Source organism: Streptacidiphilus pinicola, from assembly GCF_003258295.1.
In the GTDB taxonomy this organism is placed as follows: domain Bacteria; phylum Actinomycetota; class Actinomycetes; order Streptomycetales; family Streptomycetaceae; genus Streptacidiphilus; species Streptacidiphilus pinicola.
Genome location: NZ_QKYN01000099.1, coordinates 19,007 through 34,320 on the forward strand (window position 1 = coordinate 19,007; position 15,314 = coordinate 34,320).

The window sequence follows — 15,314 nt, forward strand, 5'->3', positions numbered from 1 at the left end:
ATGAGCACCATCAACGTTCTCTCCCCCGCGGGTGAGACCGTCGGCACCGTCGAGCTGCCGGCTGAGATCTTCGACGCGCGCGTCAGCGTTCCGCTGCTGCACCAGGTCGTCGTCGCTCAGCTCGCCGCCGCTCGTCAGGGCACGCACAAGACCAAGCGTCGTGGCGAGGTCCGTGGTGGCGGCAAGAAGCCGTACCGCCAGAAGGGCACCGGCCGCGCCCGTCAGGGTTCGACCCGTGCGCCGCAGTTCGCCGGTGGTGGCGTCGTGCACGGTCCCGTGCCGCGTGACTACTCGCAGCGGACCCCCAAGAAGATGAAGGCCGCCGCGCTGCGTGGCGCCCTGACCGACCGGGCCCGCAACGCTCGCATCCACGTCGTCACCGGCGTGACCGCGACCGAGGCGCCGTCCACCAAGGCTGCCCGCACGCTGCTCGGCAAGATCAGCGAGCGCAAGAACGTGCTGCTGGTCGTCGAGCGTGACGACGAGCTGTCGCTGCTCAGCGCCCGCAACCTGCCGACCGTGCACATCCTGGACGCCGGCCAGCTGAACACCTACGACGTGCTCGTCTCCGACGACGTGGTCTTCACCCAGGCTGCTTTCGAGCGCTTCGTGGCCGGTCCGGTCGCGTCCGCCAAGGCCGTCGCCGCTGAGGGCGAGCTCGATGGGAGCGCCGCCTGATGAGCGAGATCACGAGCAAGACGTACACGGACCCCCGTGACGTCCTGATCAAGCCGGTCATCTCGGAGAAGAGCTACGCGCTCCTCGACGAGTCCAAGTACACGTTCATCGTGTCGCCGGACGCCAACAAGACCCAGATCAAGCAGGCCGTCGAGGCCGTGTTCTCGGTCAAGGTCGCCAACGTCAACACGATCAACCGCAAGGGCAAGCGCAAGCGCTCCCGCACCGGTTTCGGCAAGCGCAAGGACACCAAGCGCGCCATCGTGACGCTGGCAGAGGGCAGCATCGACATCTTCGGGAACGCCCCGGCCGCCTGAGGCAGCCAGGGAATCCCGTAACGGTTAAGGACAGAAGAAGCCATGGGCATCCGCAAGTACAAGCCGACAACGCCGGGCCGTCGCGGCTCCAGCGTTGCCGACTTTGTCGAGATCACGCGGTCCGAGCCGGAGAAGTCGCTGGTCCGCCCGCTGCACAGCAAGGGCGGTCGCAACAACACCGGTCGCATCACGACGCGCCACCAGGGTGGCGGTCACAAGCGTGCGTACCGTGTGATCGACTTCCGTCGTCACGACAAGGACGGCGTCCCGGCCAAGGTCGCGCACATCGAGTACGACCCGAACCGCACCGCGCGCATCGCGCTGCTGCACTACGCAGACGGCGAGAAGCGCTACATCATCGCTCCGGCCAAGCTCGGCCAGGGCGACCGGGTTGAGAACGGCGCCGGCGCCGACATCAAGCCGGGCAACAACCTCCCGCTGCGCAACATCCCGGTGGGTACGGTCATCCACGCCATCGAGCTCCGTCCCGGTGGCGGCGCGAAGATCGCCCGCTCCGCGGGCTCCTCGGTGCAGCTGCTGGCGAAGGAGGGCGTCTACGCCCACCTGCGCATGCCGTCCGGCGAGGTTCGCCTCGTGGACGCGCGCTGCCGCGCGACCGTTGGCGAGGTCGGCAACGCCGAGCAGTCCAACATCAACTGGGGCAAGGCCGGCCGTATGCGCTGGAAGGGCGTTCGCCCGACCGTGCGTGGTGTCGCCATGAACCCGATCGACCACCCGCACGGTGGTGGTGAGGGCAAGACCTCCGGTGGTCGCCACCCGGTTTCGCCGTGGGGTCAGAAGGAGGGTCGTACTCGCAAGCCGAAGAAGGCTAGCGACAAGATGATCGTCCGCCGCCGCAAGACGAACAAGAAGCGCTAGGAGCAGTCTCGATGCCGCGCAGTCTCAAGAAGGGGCCCTTCGTCGACGACCACCTCATGAAGAAGGTGGATGTCCAGAACGAAGCCGGTACCCAGAACGTCATCAAGACCTGGTCCCGTCGCTCCATGATCGTTCCGGCGATGCTGGGGCACACCCTCGCGGTGCACGACGGCCGCAAGCACATCCCGGTGTTCGTCACCGAGTCGATGGTCGGCCACAAGCTCGGCGAGTTCGCGCCGACCCGCACGTTCAAGGGTCACGTCAAGGACGACCGCAAGTCCAAGCGTCGCTGACCTGCGAAGCGAAGACACGATGACAGACACCATCAAGGGGACAACCATGGAAGCCAGGGCAGCGGCGCGGTACATCCGCGTAACGCCCATGAAGGCCCGCCGCGTGGTGGACCTTGTCCGTGGCATGAGTGCCACGGAGGCCCAGGCGGTCCTGCGATTCGCTCCGCAGGCTGCTTCGGTGCCCGTTCTCAAGGTGCTGAACAGCGCCATTGCGAACGCAGAGCACAACTACAACCACAACGACGTCGACAGCCTCTTCATCTCCGAGGCCTATGTCGACGAGGGCCCGACCCTCAAGCGTTTCCGTCCGCGGGCCCAGGGTCGCGCGTACCGGATCCGCAAGCGGACGAGCCACATCACCGTGGTCGTCGCGTCGAAGGAAGGGACCCGGTAATGGGCCAGAAGGTTAACCCGCACGGGTTCCGCCTCGGCATCACCACGGACTTCAAGTCCCGCTGGTACGCCGACAAGCTGTACAAGGACTACGTCAAGGAAGACGTCGCGATCCGTCGCATGATGACGTCCGGCATGGAGCGCGCCGGTATCTCGAAGGTTGAGATCGAGCGCACCCGTGACCGCGTGCGGGTGGACATCCACACCGCCCGCCCGGGCATCGTCATCGGCCGCCGCGGCACCGAGGCCGACCGCATCCGCGGCGACCTCGAGAAGCTGACCGGCAAGCAGGTCCAGCTGAACATCCTCGAGGTCAAGAACCCCGAGCTGGACGCCCAGCTCGTGGCTCAGGGCGTCGCGGAGCAGCTGTCCTCCCGCGTCTCCTTCCGTCGTGCCATGCGTAAGAGCATGCAGGGCACGATGAAGTCGGGTGCCAAGGGCATCAAGATCCAGTGCTCCGGCCGTCTGGGCGGCGCTGAGATGTCCCGCAGCGAGTTCTACCGCGAGGGTCGTGTGCCGCTGCACACGCTCCGCGCGAACGTGGACTACGGCTTCTTCGAGGCCAAGACCACCTTCGGTCGCATCGGCGTGAAGGTGTGGATCTACAAGGGCGACGTCAAGAACATCGCCGAGGTCCGCGCCGACAACGCCGCTGCCAAGGCCGGGAACCGTCCGCCGCGTGCGGGTGGCCCGGGTGAGCGCCCCCGTCGGGGCGGCGACCGTCCCGCCGGCGGCCGTGGCCGCCGTCCGCAGCAGCAGAACACCGAGGCCGCCGCCCCCGCGGCGACCGAGGCTCCCGCTGCGGCTGAGACCACTACGGAGGCCTGACCATGCTGATCCCTCGCAGGGTCAAGCACCGCAAGCAGCACCACCCCAAGCGTCGTGGTGCGGCCAAGGGCGGTACCGAAGTCACGTTCGGCGAGTGGGGCCTGCAGGCCGTCACCCCGGCGTATGTGACGAACCGGCAGATCGAGTCCGCTCGTATCTCCATCACTCGTCACATCAAGCGTGGCGGCAAGGTGTGGATCAACATCTACCCTGACCGTCCGCTGACGAAGAAGCCTGCCGAGACCCGCATGGGTTCCGGTAAGGGTTCGCCGGAGTGGTGGGTCGCGAACGTGCACCCGGGTCGGGTCATGTTCGAGCTGTCCTACCCGAACGAGAAGATGGCTCGTGAGGCGCTCACCCGCGCTGCTCACAAGCTCCCGATGAAGTGCCGGATCGTCCGGCGCGAGGCAGGTGAGAGCTGATGGCCGGCACCAAGGCTGCTGAGCTCCGTGAGCTGGACAACGAGGGTCTCGTTGCGCAGCTGCGTGAGCGCAAGGAGGAGCTGTTCAACCTCCGCTTCCAGGCGGCGACCGGGCAGCTCGACAACCACGGGCGGCTCAAGCTCGTCAAGAAGGACATCGCGCGGATCTACACCCTGATGCGCGAGCGCGAGCTGGGCATCGACACGGTGAAGGACGCCTGATGACTGACAACACCAACGAGACGCGCGGTTTCCGCAAGACCCGTGAGGGTCTCGTCGTCAGCGACAAGATGGACAAGACCGTCGTCGTCGCCGTCGAGGACCGCGTCAAGCACGCGCTGTACGGCAAGGTCATCCGCCGTACCAACAAGCTGAAGGCGCACGACGAGGCCAACGCCTGCGGTGTCGGCGACCGTGTTCTCCTCATGGAGACCCGTCCGCTGTCCGCGACGAAGCGCTGGCGCGTCGTCGAGATCCTCGAGAAGGCCAAGTAACGAACGCGATTGGGTGCCGTCGTATGTGCCCGGGACCCCTTCGGGGGTGCTCGGGTGAGCAGCGGCGGACCCGGTCCCGATCGTTGACGATCAGGAGAAAGACGTGATCCAGCAGGAGTCGCGACTGCGTGTCGCCGACAACACGGGCGCAAAGGAGATCCTTTGCATCCGCGTTCTCGGTGGCTCCGGCCGGCGCTACGCGGGCATCGGCGACGTCATCGTGGCGACCGTCAAGGACGCGATCCCCGGTGGCAATGTGAAGAAGGGCGACGTGGTCAAGGCCGTCATCGTCCGGACCGTGAAGGAGCGCCGTCGTCCCGACGGTTCCTACATCCGGTTCGACGAGAACGCCGCCGTCATCCTCAAGAACACCGACGGTGACCCCCGTGGTACCCGCATCTTCGGCCCGGTCGGCCGGGAGCTGCGTGAGAAGAAGTTCATGAAGATCATCTCGCTCGCGCCGGAGGTGCTCTAACCAATGGCTGACAGCATGAAGATCAAGAAGGGTGACCTGGTCCAGGTCATCACCGGCAAGGACAAGGGCAAGCAGGGCAAGGTCATCCAGGCCTTCCCGACCACGTCCAAGGTCCTCGTCGAGGGTGTCAACCGGGTCAAGAAGCACACCAAGGCCACGCCCACCGCCAACGGCTCCAAGGCCGGCGGCATCGTGACCGTCGAGGCCCCGATCCACGTGAGCAACGTTCAGCTCGTTGTGGAGAAGGACGGCAAGAAGGTCGTCACCCGCGTCGGCTACCGATTCGACGAGCAGGGCAACAAGATCCGCGTTGCCAAGCGCACCGGTGAGGACATCTGATGACCGACACCTCGATTGAGAAGGTCAGCCCCCGTCTCAAGGAGCGCTACCGCTCCGAGATCAAGGGTCAGCTGAACGAGCAGTTCGCTTACGAGAACGTCATGCTGATCCCCGGCCTGGTCAAGGTCGTGGTCAACATGGGTGTGGGCGAGGCCGCCCGCGACTCGAAGCTGATCGACGGTGCGGTCAAGGACCTCACCGCGATCACCGGCCAGAAGCCGACCGTGACCAAGGCTCGCAAGAGCATCGCGCAGTTCAAGCTGCGTGAGGGTCAGCCGATCGGCGCCCACGTCACCCTCCGTGGTGACCGCATGTGGGAGTTCCTGGACCGCCTGGTCTCGCTTGCGCTCCCGCGTATCCGCGACTTCCGTGGTCTGTCGCCGAAGCAGTTCGACGGCAAGGGCAACTACACCTTCGGTCTGACCGAGCAGGTCATGTTCCACGAGATCGACCAGGACAAGGTCGACCGTCCGCGTGGTATGGACATCACCGTGGTGACCACCGCCCAGACCGACGACGAGGGCCGGGCGCTGCTGCGGGCTCTCGGTTTCCCGTTCAAGGAGAGCTGACCCATGGCGAAGAAGGCGCTGATCGCCAAGGCGGAGCGTAAGCCGAAGTTCGGCGTCCGGGGTTACACCCGGTGCCAGCGCTGCGGCCGTCCGCACTCCGTGTACCGCAAGTTCGGCCTGTGCCGTGTCTGCCTTCGTGAGATGGCGCACCGCGGCGAGCTGCCGGGCGTGACCAAGAGCTCCTGGTAATCCTCCAGAAGCTTTGAGGTAAGCAACCTCGGACCAGTCGGGCACCCGGCCTCCTGTAACCTATGGAGGTCGGGGCCCGTGCTGCCCCGAATTCGTCTTACTACACCGCAGGTCCCGTGCCCCTTCTGCAAACGAGGCGCGCGGAAACCACGGTGAGAGAGGCCACAGGCCATCATGACCATGACCGACCCGATCGCAGACATGCTGACGCGTCTGCGAAACGCGAACTCGGCCTACCACGACTCCGTCGTGATGCCCCACTCGAAGATCAAGACTCACATCGCGGAGATCCTCAAGCAGGAGGGCTACATCACCGCGTGGAAGGTCGAGGAGCCGAAGGAGGGCGAGGTCGGCAAGAAGCTGACCATCGACCTCAAGTTCGGCCCGAACCGTGAGCGCTCGATCGCGGGCATCAAGCGCATTTCGAAGCCGGGCCTGCGGGTCTACACCAAGTCCACCGCTATGCCGAAGGTGCTCGGCGGCCTGGGCGTGGCGATCATCTCCACGTCGCAGGGTCTGCTCACCGGCCAGCAGGCTGCCAAGAAGGGCGTGGGTGGGGAAGTCCTCGCCTACGTCTGGTAACTAAGGGAAACGGAGGTACAGCAATGTCTCGCATTGGACGGCTGCCCATCCCGGTTCCCGCCGGCGTGGACGTCACCATCGATGGCCGCACGGTCTCGGTGAAGGGCCCCAAGGGCTCTCTCACCCACACCGTCGCCGCGCCGATCGAGATCGCGAAGGTTGAGGACGGCACCGTTGTCGTCTCCCGCCCGAACGACGAGCGCATGTCGAAGGCCCTGCACGGCCTGACCCGCACGCTGGTGGCGAACATGATCACCGGCGTGACCGCGGGCTACCGCAAGTCGCTCGAGATCAGCGGTGTTGGTTACCGTGTCGCGGCGAAGGGCTCCGACATGGAGTTCCAGCTCGGCTACAGCCACCCGATCCTGGTCCCGGCCCCGGAGGGCATCTCCTTCGTGGTCGAGTCGCCGACCAAGTTCCACGTGGACGGCATCGACAAGCAGAAGGTCGGCGAGGTCGCCGCGAAGATCCGCAAGCTGCGCAAGCCCGACCCGTACAAGGCCAAGGGCGTTAAGTACGCGGGCGAGGTCATCCGCCGCAAGGTCGGAAAGAGTGGTAAGTAACCCATGACTGTCGGTGTGAAGATCGGCAAGGGCAACGGCTACAAGGCCGCCGCCCGCAAGCGCCGCGCCATCCGCGTCCGCAAGCGCGTCTCCGGTACTCCGGTTCGTCCGCGCCTCGTGGTCTCCCGGTCCAACCGCCACATCGTGGCGCAGGTGATCGACGACCTCGCGGGCCACACCCTGGCTTCGGCGTCCACCCTCGACGTGTCCATCAAGGGCAACGAGGCTGACAAGACCGAGCAGGCCAAGAAGGTCGGAGCCCTGGTCGCCGAGCGCGCCAAGGCTGCCGGTATCGAGCAGGTCGTCTTCGACCGCGCGGGCAACCAGTACGCCGGCCGCATCGCGGCCCTGGCGGACGCTGCCCGCGAGGCCGGTCTGGACTTCTGACCCGCCCGCCACAGGCTGACGGACGTAAACGAGAGAGGTAAATCCAATGGCTGGACCCCAGCGCCGCGGCAGCGGCGCCGGCGGCGGCACCGGCGGTGGCGAGCGGCGTGACCGTAAGCGTGACGGTCGTGACGGCGGCGCCGCCGTCGAGAAGACCGCCTACGTCGAGCGCGTCGTAGCGATCAACCGAGTCGCCAAGGTTGTCAAGGGTGGTCGTCGTTTCAGCTTCACCGCGCTGGTCGTGGTGGGCGACGGTGACGGCACCGTGGGTGTCGGTTACGGCAAGGCGAAGGAGGTGCCGGCCGCCATCGCCAAGGGTGTGGAGGAGGCCAAGAAGCACTTCTTCAAGGTCCCCCGTATCCAGGGCACCATCCCCCACCCCATCCAGGGTGAGAAGGCCGCGGGCGTCGTCCTGCTCAAGCCGGCTTCCCCGGGTACCGGCGTTATCGCCGGTGGTCCGGTGCGCGCCGTGCTCGAGTGCGCCGGCGTGCACGACATCCTGTCGAAGTCCCTGGGCTCCGACAACGCGATCAACATCGTCCACGCGACCGTGGCCGCGCTGAAGGGCCTTTCGCGCCCCGAGGAGATCGCCGCCCGTCGTGGTCTGCCGCTGGAGGACGTCGCTCCGGCCGCGCTGCTGCGCGCCCGGGCCGCTGGGCAGGGGGCTGCGTAATGGCTCGCCTGAAGATCACCCAGGTCAAGTCCTACATCGGTAGCAAGCAGAACCACCGTGACACCCTGCGTTCGCTTGGTCTCAAGCGCATGCACGATGTGGTCGTGAAGGAGGACCGTCCCGAGATCCGCGGGATGGCCCAGACCGTCCGTCACCTCGTCACGGTCGAGGAGGTGGACTGAGATGGCGGAGCAGAACCCGCTGAAGATCCACAACCTGCGTCCCGCCCCGGGTGCCAAGACCGCCAAGACCCGTGTCGGTCGTGGTGAGGCGTCCAAGGGTAAGACCGCTGGTCGTGGTACCAAGGGCACCAAGGCCCGTTACCAGGTTCCGCAGCGCTTCGAGGGTGGCCAGATGCCCCTTCACATGCGCCTGCCGAAGCTGAAGGGCTTCAAGAACCCGTTCCGCGTCGAGTTCCAGGTCGTGAACCTGGACAAGCTGGCCGCGCTCTACCCGCAGGGTGGCGAGGTCACGGTCGAGGATCTGGTCGCGAAGGGTGCCGTTCGTAAGAACGCCCTCGTCAAGGTGCTCGGCACCGGCGAGATCTCCGTGGCGCTGCAGGTGTCGGTGGACGCCGTCTCCGGCTCCGCCGCCGAGAAGATCACCGCCGCCGGCGGCACGGTGACCGAGCTCATCTGAGCTCGTCGCTGACGATCACGTACGAAGGCCCGGTTCCCCCTCGGGGGGGACCGGGCCTTCGTCGTTGTGTTGTCGCTGTTCTAACGCTCCACCAGCAGACCCAGCGTCAGTCCCTTGACGTACTTGATCTCGGTGACGGTGTAGTGCGCGCGGAGCGCGCGCTGCTGGGGGAGTGGCAGTCCGGCGAGGGCGTCGTGGGCGTGGCCGAAGGTGATCACCCAGACGCGCGGGGCCCCGTTCAGGCAGGAGGCCGGGACGGCGCACTCGGTGCCCATGAGGTCGTCGCGGGCCACCGCGGGCTTCGCCAGGAAGAGGTCCTTCAGGCGGTCCTTCGCCGGGAGGTAGTAGTCGATGCCCAGGTCGAGCATGTAGACCGCGGCGCCGCCGCGCTCCGGGACCATGGCGTCGCCCGGCCGGTGGTCGGCGGAGACGATGCGGGCGGCGCCGCGCCAGTCCGTGCCGGTGTGGGACCACAGGCCGCTCTGGTCCTTCAGGCCGGGGAGGGCGAGTGCCGCGACCACGACCAGGGCCGCCGGCGCGGTCCAGCGAGGCCGGGGGAGGTTCTCCGCGCCCGCGCCCGCGAGCACCGTCCACAACGGGACGGTGAAGAGCAGGTAGCGCTCCACCCAGTACGAGTTCGTGCCCTGGGAGGCGATCCAGACGGCCACGATCGGCAGGAACGGCACCGGCAGATAGCGCCTGGCGTCCCGCTGCCGGCAGGCGACCACGGCCAGCACCAGCAGCGCGATGGTGATCGGCCACGAGGAGGTCAGATCGTGGACCATGCCGGGGAAGGCCAGCAGGTTGGGGCGCTGGATCCAGTTGATCTGGCGGCCGGACTCCGCGCGGCCCGCGATCAGTAGCGGAGACAGGACGGCCAGCGCCAGCACCGTCGCCGCGAGCAGGCCGCGCCAGGCGCGCCGGCGCCGGGTGAGGACGAGCCACAGGTGCGAGGTGAGCACCGCAAGCGCGACCAGGTGCAGCGCCCCGGTGAGGACCAGCGCGCCCGCGTAGCCGAGCCACTCCAGGCGCATCCGCCGCCGGGACCACTCCGGCTGGCAGTCCAGCACGCGGACCAGCTGCCAGGTGGCCAGCACCACCGCGGCGGTGACCATCCCGTAGGACCGCGCCTCCTGGGCGTACCGCAGGACCGCCGGGACGAGGGCGAAGAGCAGCCCTGCCCACAGGCCGGCGCGTGCGCCGAAGAGACGTCTGCCGAGCGCCGCGGTCAGGCCCGCGGCCAGGGCGATGGCCAGCGCGCTGGGTGCGCGCAGCACGGCGGGGGAGTCACCCAGGACGGCCGTCCACCCGTGCAGGAAGAGGTAGTAGGCGCCGGAGACGGCGTCGACGTTGCCGAGGAGGCCCCAGAGTTGGCCGAGGCTTCGGCTCGTCGCACTCCAGGTGGCGAGCTCGTCACGCCACAGCAACGGCCGGCCGAGGTGCCAGAAGCCGAGCAGGAGCGCCAGCAGGGCCGGGGGGAGCCATACGGGCGTGCGTCGGAGCCGTTGGAGCAGCAAAGAAAGCCTCGGTCGTTCGTTTGGCCGTCCCCCGGATGGAGTCCTGTCTACCAGCCCGGGGTCTGCCAGTGTCGGCCGTGAGGCGCTGTTCATGGGCAATTCACGGGTCAATTACTCCTTACGAGCGCCCGACGGGTGGACACAACGGACAAGTGCCTCGTCCCGTGGGGGCGCAAGGGTCGCAAAGGTCGTCAGCAGAAGAACCGGTCCTACCCCGCCTGAGTTCCGTGCTTCTTTCACGGTGCCCATGGCTGTTAGAGTCCGTGGAGTCCACTTGTAGGTTGGCCCCCCGTCTCGGTACAAGCCGCAACTCGTCGGTAGCACCCGGACGGCGCCCCCCTGATCCACCGTCCCTCCCTGCCGCAGTCGGTCGGGAGCAGCAGGAGGCCCCGTGCTCACCGCGTTCGCCCGGGCGTTCAAGACGCCCGACCTGCGCAAGAAGCTGCTGTTCACGCTGGCGATCATGGTCGTGTTCCGGATGGGTGCGCACATCCCTGTGCCGGGCGTGAACTACGCGGGCGTGCAGACCTGTCTGACGAACATGAACAAGGCGGGCGGCAACCAGCTGCTCGGCCTGGTGAACCTGTTCTCCGGTGGCGCGCTGCTGCAGATCACGGTCTTCGCGCTCGGGATCATGCCGTACATCACGTCGAGCATCATCCTGCAGCTGCTGACCGTCGTGATCCCGCGCCTCGACGCCCTCAAGAAGGAGGGCCAGGCCGGTCAGGCGAAGATCACGCAGTACACGCGTTACCTGACGATCGCGCTGGCGATCCTGCAGGCCACCGCGATCTCCGCCACCGCCCAGAACGGCGCGCTCTTCGGCTCCGCCTGCCCCGGCAGCACCGTGGTCCCGGACCAGTCGGTCTTCACCGTCGCCACCATGGTCATCACGATGACCGCCGGTACCACCGTCATCATGTGGCTGGGTGAGCTCGTCACCGACCGCGGTATCGGCAACGGCATGTCGATCCTCATCTTCACCTCGGTCGCCGCGCAGTTCCCGTCGCAGCTGTGGAGCATCAAGGCGAGCAAGGGCTGGCTGACCTTCTTCATCGTCATCGCGATGGGCCTGTGCATGGTCGGCCTGGTGGTCTTCGTCGAGCAGGCGCAGCGCCGGATCCCGGTCCAGTACGCGAAGCGCATGATCGGTCGCCGCGCCTACGGCGGCACCTCGACCTATATCCCGCTGAAGGTCAACCAGGCGGGTGTGATCCCGGTCATCTTCGCGAGCTCGCTGCTCTACATTCCGGCGCTGGTCGTGCAGCTCAGCGGTTCTTCCTCGAAGGGCTGGGGGCAGTGGGTCCAGGAGAACCTGGCGAAGAACAGTGACAGCGCGCTCTACATGATTCTGTACTTCGTCCTGATTGTCTTTTTTGCCTTCTTCTACGTGGCCATCTCCTTCAACCCCGAAGAAGTCGCCGACAACATGAAGAAGTATGGTGGGTTCATCCCGGGCATCCGGGCCGGCCGCCCGACGGCGGAATACCTGAACTATGTGCTGACCAGGATCACCTGGCCGGGCTCGCTCTACCTGGGCATCATCGCCCTGGTGCCCCTGATCGCACTCGGGCTGTTCTCGGCGTCGCAGAACTTCCCGTTCGGCGGCACGAGCATCCTCATCGTTGTGGGTGTTGGCCTTGAAACTGTGAAGCAGATCGAGAGCCAGCTCCAGCAGCGCAACTACGAAGGGTTCCTCCGCTGATGCGTATCGTCCTCGTCGGACCCCCCGGGGCCGGGAAGGGTACTCAGGCCGCGCTGCTGGCCCAGACCCTGTCCATCCCCCACGTGTCCACCGGCGATCTGTTCCGCGCCAACATCTCGCAGGGCACCGAGCTGGGCCGCCTGGCGAAGAGCATCATGGACACGGGCAAGCTGGTACCCGACGAGGTCACCATCGCGATGGTGAAGGACCGCCTGCAGCACGCCGACGCCGAGAACGGCTTCCTGCTGGACGGCTTCCCGCGCAACACCGCGCAGGCCGTCGCGCTGGACGAGATCCTCAAGGAGTTCGGCATCGCCCTCGACGGCGTGCTGGACCTGGAGGTCCCCGAGGACGAGGTGGTCCGTCGCATCGCCGGCCGCCGCCTGTGCCGCAACGACAGCGCGCACATCTTCCACGTGCTCTACAACCAGCCCAAGGTCGAGGGTGTCTGCGACATCTGCGGCGGCGAGCTGTACCAGCGCTCGGACGACAGCGAGGAGACCGTGCGCACCCGGCTCGAGGTCTACCACACGGAGACCGAGCCGATCATCGAGTACTACGCCAAGCAGGGCCTGGTCACCACGATCTCGGCGCTCGGCAAGGTCGACGAGGTCACCGGGCGCGCCATCGCCGCGCTGCGGGAGAACGCGAACGACTGAGTTTCATATCTTGGCTGCGGCCGTGACACCCTGGAGGGATGTCACGGCCGCAGTTCTGTGTGTGGCCCCGGTCGAGGAGTGTGGGAAGAGCGCATGGTTGAGATCAAGACGCCCGAGCAGATCGCGAAGATGCGGGAGGCCGGGCTGATCGTGGCCGAGGCGCTCAAGGCGGCGAGCGAGGCCGCGGTGCCCGGCGCCACCACCGGTGAGCTGGACGCCGTCGCCAAGAAGGTCATCGAGGGCCACGGCGCGAAGTCCAACTTCCTCGGCTACCACGGCTTCACCGGTGTGATCTGCGCCTCCGTCAACGAGGAGGTCGTCCACGGCATCCCCGGCGAGCGGGTGCTGCAGGACGGCGACATGATCTCGATCGACTGCGGCGCGATCGTCGACGGCTGGCACGGCGACGCCGCCGTCACCGTCTTCGTCGGCGGCGGCCACGCCCCCGAGCTGCACGCGCTGAGCGCGACCACCGAGGGCTCCATGTGGGCCGGTATCGCGCAGGTCAAGAAGAACAACCGGCTCTCCGACGTCAGCCGCGGCATCGAGACCTTCATCCGCCGCCAGCCGCTGCCGCCGCGCGGGAAGTACGGCATCGTCGAGGACTACGGCGGCCACGGCATCGGCTCCGCCATGCACATGGACCCGCACCTGCTCAACTACGTGGACCGCCGCCGCGGCCGCGGCATGAAGCTGGTTCCGGGCTTCTGCGTCGCGATCGAGCCGATGATCACGCTGGGCACGCCCAAGACCCACGTGCTCGAGGACGAGTGGACGGTCGTGAGCAACGACGGCACCTGGTCCTCGCACTGGGAGCACTCCATCGCCCTGACGGAGGAGGGCCCGTTCGTGCTCACCGCCTTCGACGGCGGCAAGGCCAAGCTCGCGGAGCTCGGCGTGACGGTGGCGCCCGACCCGCTCGGCTAGGGCTGCTCGGCTGATTTCGCGTTCACTTGCCTACTGACGTAGACTGCTGTGTCGGCTCACTCGTAGCTTGCTTCCGCATGTCCTCGCCCGGTAAGGCCAGGGTGGATCTGGTTCAGATCCCTGCGTGAGTGCCGACTACGGTAGTCGATTCCGGAAGGCGAATTCCGCAGGATTATGGCCAAGAAGCAAGGCGCCATCGAGATCGAGGGCACCGTGATCGAGTCTCTGCCGAATGCGATGTTCAAGGTGGAGCTGCAGAACGGTCACAAGGTTCTCGCGCACATCAGCGGCAAGATGCGCATGCACTACATCCGCATCCTCCCGGACGACCGGGTCGTCGTCGAGCTCAGCCCGTACGACCTGACCCGCGGTCGCATCGTCTACCGGTACAAGTAACCAGCAGATCCAGACCCGGAGATTGACAGTCAGATGAAGGTCAAGCCGAGCGTCAAGAAGATCTGCGACAAGTGCAAGGTGATCCGCCGTCACGGCCGGGTCATGGTGATCTGCGAGAACCTGCGCCACAAGCAGCGCCAGGGCTGATCTCACCCCCTGTACGGGTCGTAACTCTTCGCGCGACGCGAAAAACAACATGAAACGGGATGCCCGATCCCTCGTCCTCCCCAGCGGAGACGGGAGACTGCCACCCCCGGTCGGAGGCCGGGGCTCGATCAGCGGGAGCTGAACGGGTAGGCGTTTCGTCAGACCTCCGAAGAAACAACAGGAGCCAGATTCATGGCACGCCTCAGTGGCGTTGATCTCCCCCGCGAGAAGCGGATCGAGATCGCCCTCACTTACGTCTACGGCATCGGCCGCACCCTCGCGAAGAAGGCGCTGGACGAGACCGGTGTGAACCCGGACATCCGCGTCCGCGACATCACCGAGGATGACCTCGTCGCGCTGCAGAAGTTCGTCGACGCGAACTTCGAGGTCGAGGGTGACCTCCGCCGCGCCGTCGCCGCCGACATCCGCCGCAAGGTCGAGATCGGCTGCTACGAGGGTCTGCGTCACCGCCGTGGCCTCCCGGTCCGCGGTCAGCGCACCCACACCAACGCGCGTACCCGTAAGGGCCCGCGTCGCGCGATTGCCGGCAAGAAGAAGCCGGGCAAGAAGTAGTCCGCCCCCTAAACCGGACTTAATCCGGCCCGCTGGGCTAGCGGACCGACCACCTCAGTAGGAGAAATCAGCTTATGCCTCCCAAGGGCCGTCAGGCTGCCGGCGCGAAGAAGATCCGCCGCAAGGAGAAGAAGAACGTCGCTCACGGGCACGCCCACATCAAGAGCACGTTCAACAACACGATCGTCTCGATCACCGACCCGTCCGGCAACGTGATCGCCTGGGCGTCCTCGGGCCACGTCGGCTTCAAGGGCTCCCGCAAGTCGACCCCGTTCGCCGCGCAGATGGCCGCCGAGGCCGCCGCGCGTCGTGCGCAGGAGCACGGCATGCGCAAGGTCGACGTCTTCGTCAAGGGCCCGGGCTCCGGTCGTGAGACCGCGATCCGCTCCATCCAGGCCACCGGCCTGGAGGTCGGCTCCATCCAGGACGTCACGCCGGTTCCGCACAACGGCTGCCGCCCGCCGAAGCGTCGTCGCGTCTGACGCTTCGCGCTGCGTAGCGATCGCTGTGCTGTTTTGAAGATGCGGCCTCCGGTTCACCCGGAGGCCGTATCCTTTGTTCGTCGGCATCAAATAGTGGGTGCCGAAGATCTATCTGGAGGATTTCCCTCATGCTGATCGCTCAGCGTCCCACGCTGACCGAAGAGGTTGTTGACGAGTTCCGCTCCCGGT

The 15,314-nt window shown here is 66.6% G+C and carries 27 protein-coding genes; 26 read left to right on the top strand and 1 reads right to left on the bottom strand.

Annotation, left to right across the window (positions count from 1 at the left end; translation table 11 throughout):
* The 19 genes from rplD to rplO all read left to right on the top strand — a co-directional run bounded on the left by rplD (position 1) and on the right by rplO (position 8,719).
* Positions 1-678 (top strand): 50S ribosomal protein L4, encoded by a 678-nt coding sequence (gene rplD / locus DN069_RS24990; protein WP_111504500.1) that lies wholly within the window; start codon positions 1-3, stop codon positions 676-678.
* A complete protein-coding gene (gene rplW, locus DN069_RS24995) occupies positions 678-995 on the top strand; it encodes a 50S ribosomal protein L23 (protein WP_042367683.1) in 318 nt (105 codons plus the stop codon). The genes rplD and rplW overlap by 1 nt, the downstream gene beginning before the upstream one ends.
* Before the next feature lie 42 nt (positions 996-1,037).
* Complete coding sequence (gene rplB / locus DN069_RS25000; RefSeq protein ID WP_111504502.1) at positions 1,038-1,874, top strand: 50S ribosomal protein L2; 837 nt, start codon at positions 1,038-1,040, stop codon at positions 1,872-1,874.
* 11 nt (positions 1,875-1,885) lie between these two features.
* The gene (rpsS, locus tag DN069_RS25005; protein ID WP_111504504.1) at positions 1,886-2,167 is read left to right on the top strand and encodes a 30S ribosomal protein S19; all 282 of its coding nucleotides are present in this window, start codon (positions 1,886-1,888) and stop codon (positions 2,165-2,167) included.
* 46 nt (positions 2,168-2,213) lie between these two features.
* Complete coding sequence (gene rplV / locus DN069_RS25010) at positions 2,214-2,561, top strand: 50S ribosomal protein L22 (protein WP_111504536.1); 348 nt, start codon at positions 2,214-2,216, stop codon at positions 2,559-2,561.
* Positions 2,561-3,388, top strand: a complete 828-nt coding sequence (rpsC, locus tag DN069_RS25015) for a 30S ribosomal protein S3 (RefSeq protein ID WP_042387007.1) — start codon at positions 2,561-2,563, stop codon at positions 3,386-3,388. Before rplV ends, rpsC begins: the two co-directional genes overlap by 1 nt.
* A 2-nt stretch (positions 3,389-3,390) precedes the next feature.
* Positions 3,391-3,810, top strand: a complete 420-nt coding sequence (gene rplP, locus DN069_RS25020) for a 50S ribosomal protein L16 (RefSeq protein ID WP_111504506.1) — start codon at positions 3,391-3,393, stop codon at positions 3,808-3,810.
* The gene (gene rpmC / locus DN069_RS25025) at positions 3,807-4,031 is read left to right on the top strand and encodes a 50S ribosomal protein L29 (protein ID WP_042367671.1); all 225 of its coding nucleotides are present in this window, start codon (positions 3,807-3,809) and stop codon (positions 4,029-4,031) included. Before rplP ends, rpmC begins: the two co-directional genes overlap by 4 nt.
* On the top strand, positions 4,031-4,303 hold the full coding sequence (gene rpsQ, locus DN069_RS25030) for a 30S ribosomal protein S17 (protein WP_111504508.1): 273 nt from the start codon (positions 4,031-4,033) through the stop codon (positions 4,301-4,303). The genes rpmC and rpsQ overlap by 1 nt, the downstream gene beginning before the upstream one ends.
* Before the next feature lie 103 nt (positions 4,304-4,406).
* The gene (rplN, locus tag DN069_RS25035; RefSeq protein ID WP_042451761.1) at positions 4,407-4,778 is read left to right on the top strand and encodes a 50S ribosomal protein L14; all 372 of its coding nucleotides are present in this window, start codon (positions 4,407-4,409) and stop codon (positions 4,776-4,778) included.
* A 15-nt stretch (positions 4,779-4,793) separates the two neighbouring features.
* Positions 4,794-5,117, top strand: coding sequence for a 50S ribosomal protein L24 (gene rplX / locus DN069_RS25040; RefSeq protein WP_042367806.1), 324 nt, complete (start codon positions 4,794-4,796; stop codon positions 5,115-5,117).
* Positions 5,117-5,686: a 50S ribosomal protein L5 gene (gene rplE / locus DN069_RS25045; protein ID WP_111504510.1), complete on the top strand. Its 570-nt coding sequence runs from the start codon at positions 5,117-5,119 to the stop codon at positions 5,684-5,686. The genes rplX and rplE overlap by 1 nt, the downstream gene beginning before the upstream one ends.
* 3 nt (positions 5,687-5,689) lie before the next feature.
* Positions 5,690-5,875, top strand: coding sequence for a type Z 30S ribosomal protein S14 (locus DN069_RS25050; protein WP_037575347.1), 186 nt, complete (start codon positions 5,690-5,692; stop codon positions 5,873-5,875).
* 174 nt (positions 5,876-6,049) lie between these two features.
* The gene (gene rpsH / locus DN069_RS25055; protein ID WP_111504512.1) at positions 6,050-6,457 is read left to right on the top strand and encodes a 30S ribosomal protein S8; all 408 of its coding nucleotides are present in this window, start codon (positions 6,050-6,052) and stop codon (positions 6,455-6,457) included.
* Positions 6,458-6,480: 23 nt separating this feature from the next.
* Positions 6,481-7,020 carry a 50S ribosomal protein L6 gene (gene rplF / locus DN069_RS25060; protein ID WP_111504514.1) on the top strand — a complete coding sequence of 180 codons (540 nt, stop codon included), beginning with the start codon at positions 6,481-6,483 and terminating at the stop codon, positions 7,018-7,020.
* A gap of 3 nt (positions 7,021-7,023) precedes the next feature.
* A complete protein-coding gene (gene rplR / locus DN069_RS25065) occupies positions 7,024-7,407 on the top strand; it encodes a 50S ribosomal protein L18 (protein WP_037605700.1) in 384 nt (127 codons plus the stop codon).
* Between the two features lie 46 nt (positions 7,408-7,453).
* Positions 7,454-8,080: a 30S ribosomal protein S5 gene (gene rpsE, locus DN069_RS25070; RefSeq protein ID WP_111504516.1), complete on the top strand. Its 627-nt coding sequence runs from the start codon at positions 7,454-7,456 to the stop codon at positions 8,078-8,080.
* Positions 8,080-8,262 carry a 50S ribosomal protein L30 gene (rpmD, locus tag DN069_RS25075; protein WP_042367653.1) on the top strand — a complete coding sequence of 61 codons (183 nt, stop codon included), beginning with the start codon at positions 8,080-8,082 and terminating at the stop codon, positions 8,260-8,262. The genes rpsE and rpmD overlap by 1 nt, the downstream gene beginning before the upstream one ends.
* Position 8,263: 1 nt before the next feature.
* Positions 8,264-8,719, top strand: a complete 456-nt coding sequence (gene rplO / locus DN069_RS25080; protein ID WP_042367651.1) for a 50S ribosomal protein L15 — start codon at positions 8,264-8,266, stop codon at positions 8,717-8,719.
* An 80-nt stretch (positions 8,720-8,799) separates the two neighbouring features.
* Here the strand turns inward: rplO and DN069_RS25085 are convergent, their stop codons facing one another.
* Complete coding sequence (locus DN069_RS25085; protein ID WP_165845630.1) at positions 8,800-10,236, bottom strand: glycosyltransferase family 39 protein; 1,437 nt, start codon at positions 10,234-10,236, stop codon at positions 8,800-8,802.
* Positions 10,237-10,627: 391 nt separating this feature from the next.
* Here DN069_RS25085 and secY point away from each other — a divergent pair, with 391 nt between their 5' ends.
* The 7 genes from secY (at position 10,628) to rpsK (ending at position 15,125) form a co-directional block, all read left to right on the top strand.
* Positions 10,628-11,941, top strand: coding sequence for a preprotein translocase subunit SecY (gene secY / locus DN069_RS25090; RefSeq protein ID WP_111504520.1), 1,314 nt, complete (start codon positions 10,628-10,630; stop codon positions 11,939-11,941).
* Positions 11,941-12,600: an adenylate kinase gene (locus tag DN069_RS25095; protein ID WP_111504522.1), complete on the top strand. Its 660-nt coding sequence runs from the start codon at positions 11,941-11,943 to the stop codon at positions 12,598-12,600. Before secY ends, DN069_RS25095 begins: the two co-directional genes overlap by 1 nt.
* Positions 12,601-12,693: 93 nt before the next feature.
* The gene (gene map / locus DN069_RS25100) at positions 12,694-13,527 is read left to right on the top strand and encodes a type I methionyl aminopeptidase (RefSeq protein WP_111504524.1); all 834 of its coding nucleotides are present in this window, start codon (positions 12,694-12,696) and stop codon (positions 13,525-13,527) included.
* A 174-nt stretch (positions 13,528-13,701) separates the two neighbouring features.
* Entirely contained in the window at positions 13,702-13,923 is a 222-nt protein-coding gene (gene infA, locus DN069_RS25105; protein ID WP_003956442.1) for a translation initiation factor IF-1, read from the top strand.
* 33 nt (positions 13,924-13,956) lie between these two features.
* Positions 13,957-14,070, top strand: coding sequence for a 50S ribosomal protein L36 (gene rpmJ / locus DN069_RS25110; protein ID WP_009740505.1), 114 nt, complete (start codon positions 13,957-13,959; stop codon positions 14,068-14,070).
* 192 nt (positions 14,071-14,262) lie between these two features.
* Positions 14,263-14,643, top strand: coding sequence for a 30S ribosomal protein S13 (rpsM, locus tag DN069_RS25115; RefSeq protein WP_111504526.1), 381 nt, complete (start codon positions 14,263-14,265; stop codon positions 14,641-14,643).
* Positions 14,644-14,717: 74 nt separating this feature from the next.
* On the top strand, positions 14,718-15,125 hold the full coding sequence (rpsK, locus tag DN069_RS25120) for a 30S ribosomal protein S11 (RefSeq protein ID WP_042367634.1): 408 nt from the start codon (positions 14,718-14,720) through the stop codon (positions 15,123-15,125).
* Positions 15,126-15,314: the final 189 nt, after the last annotated feature.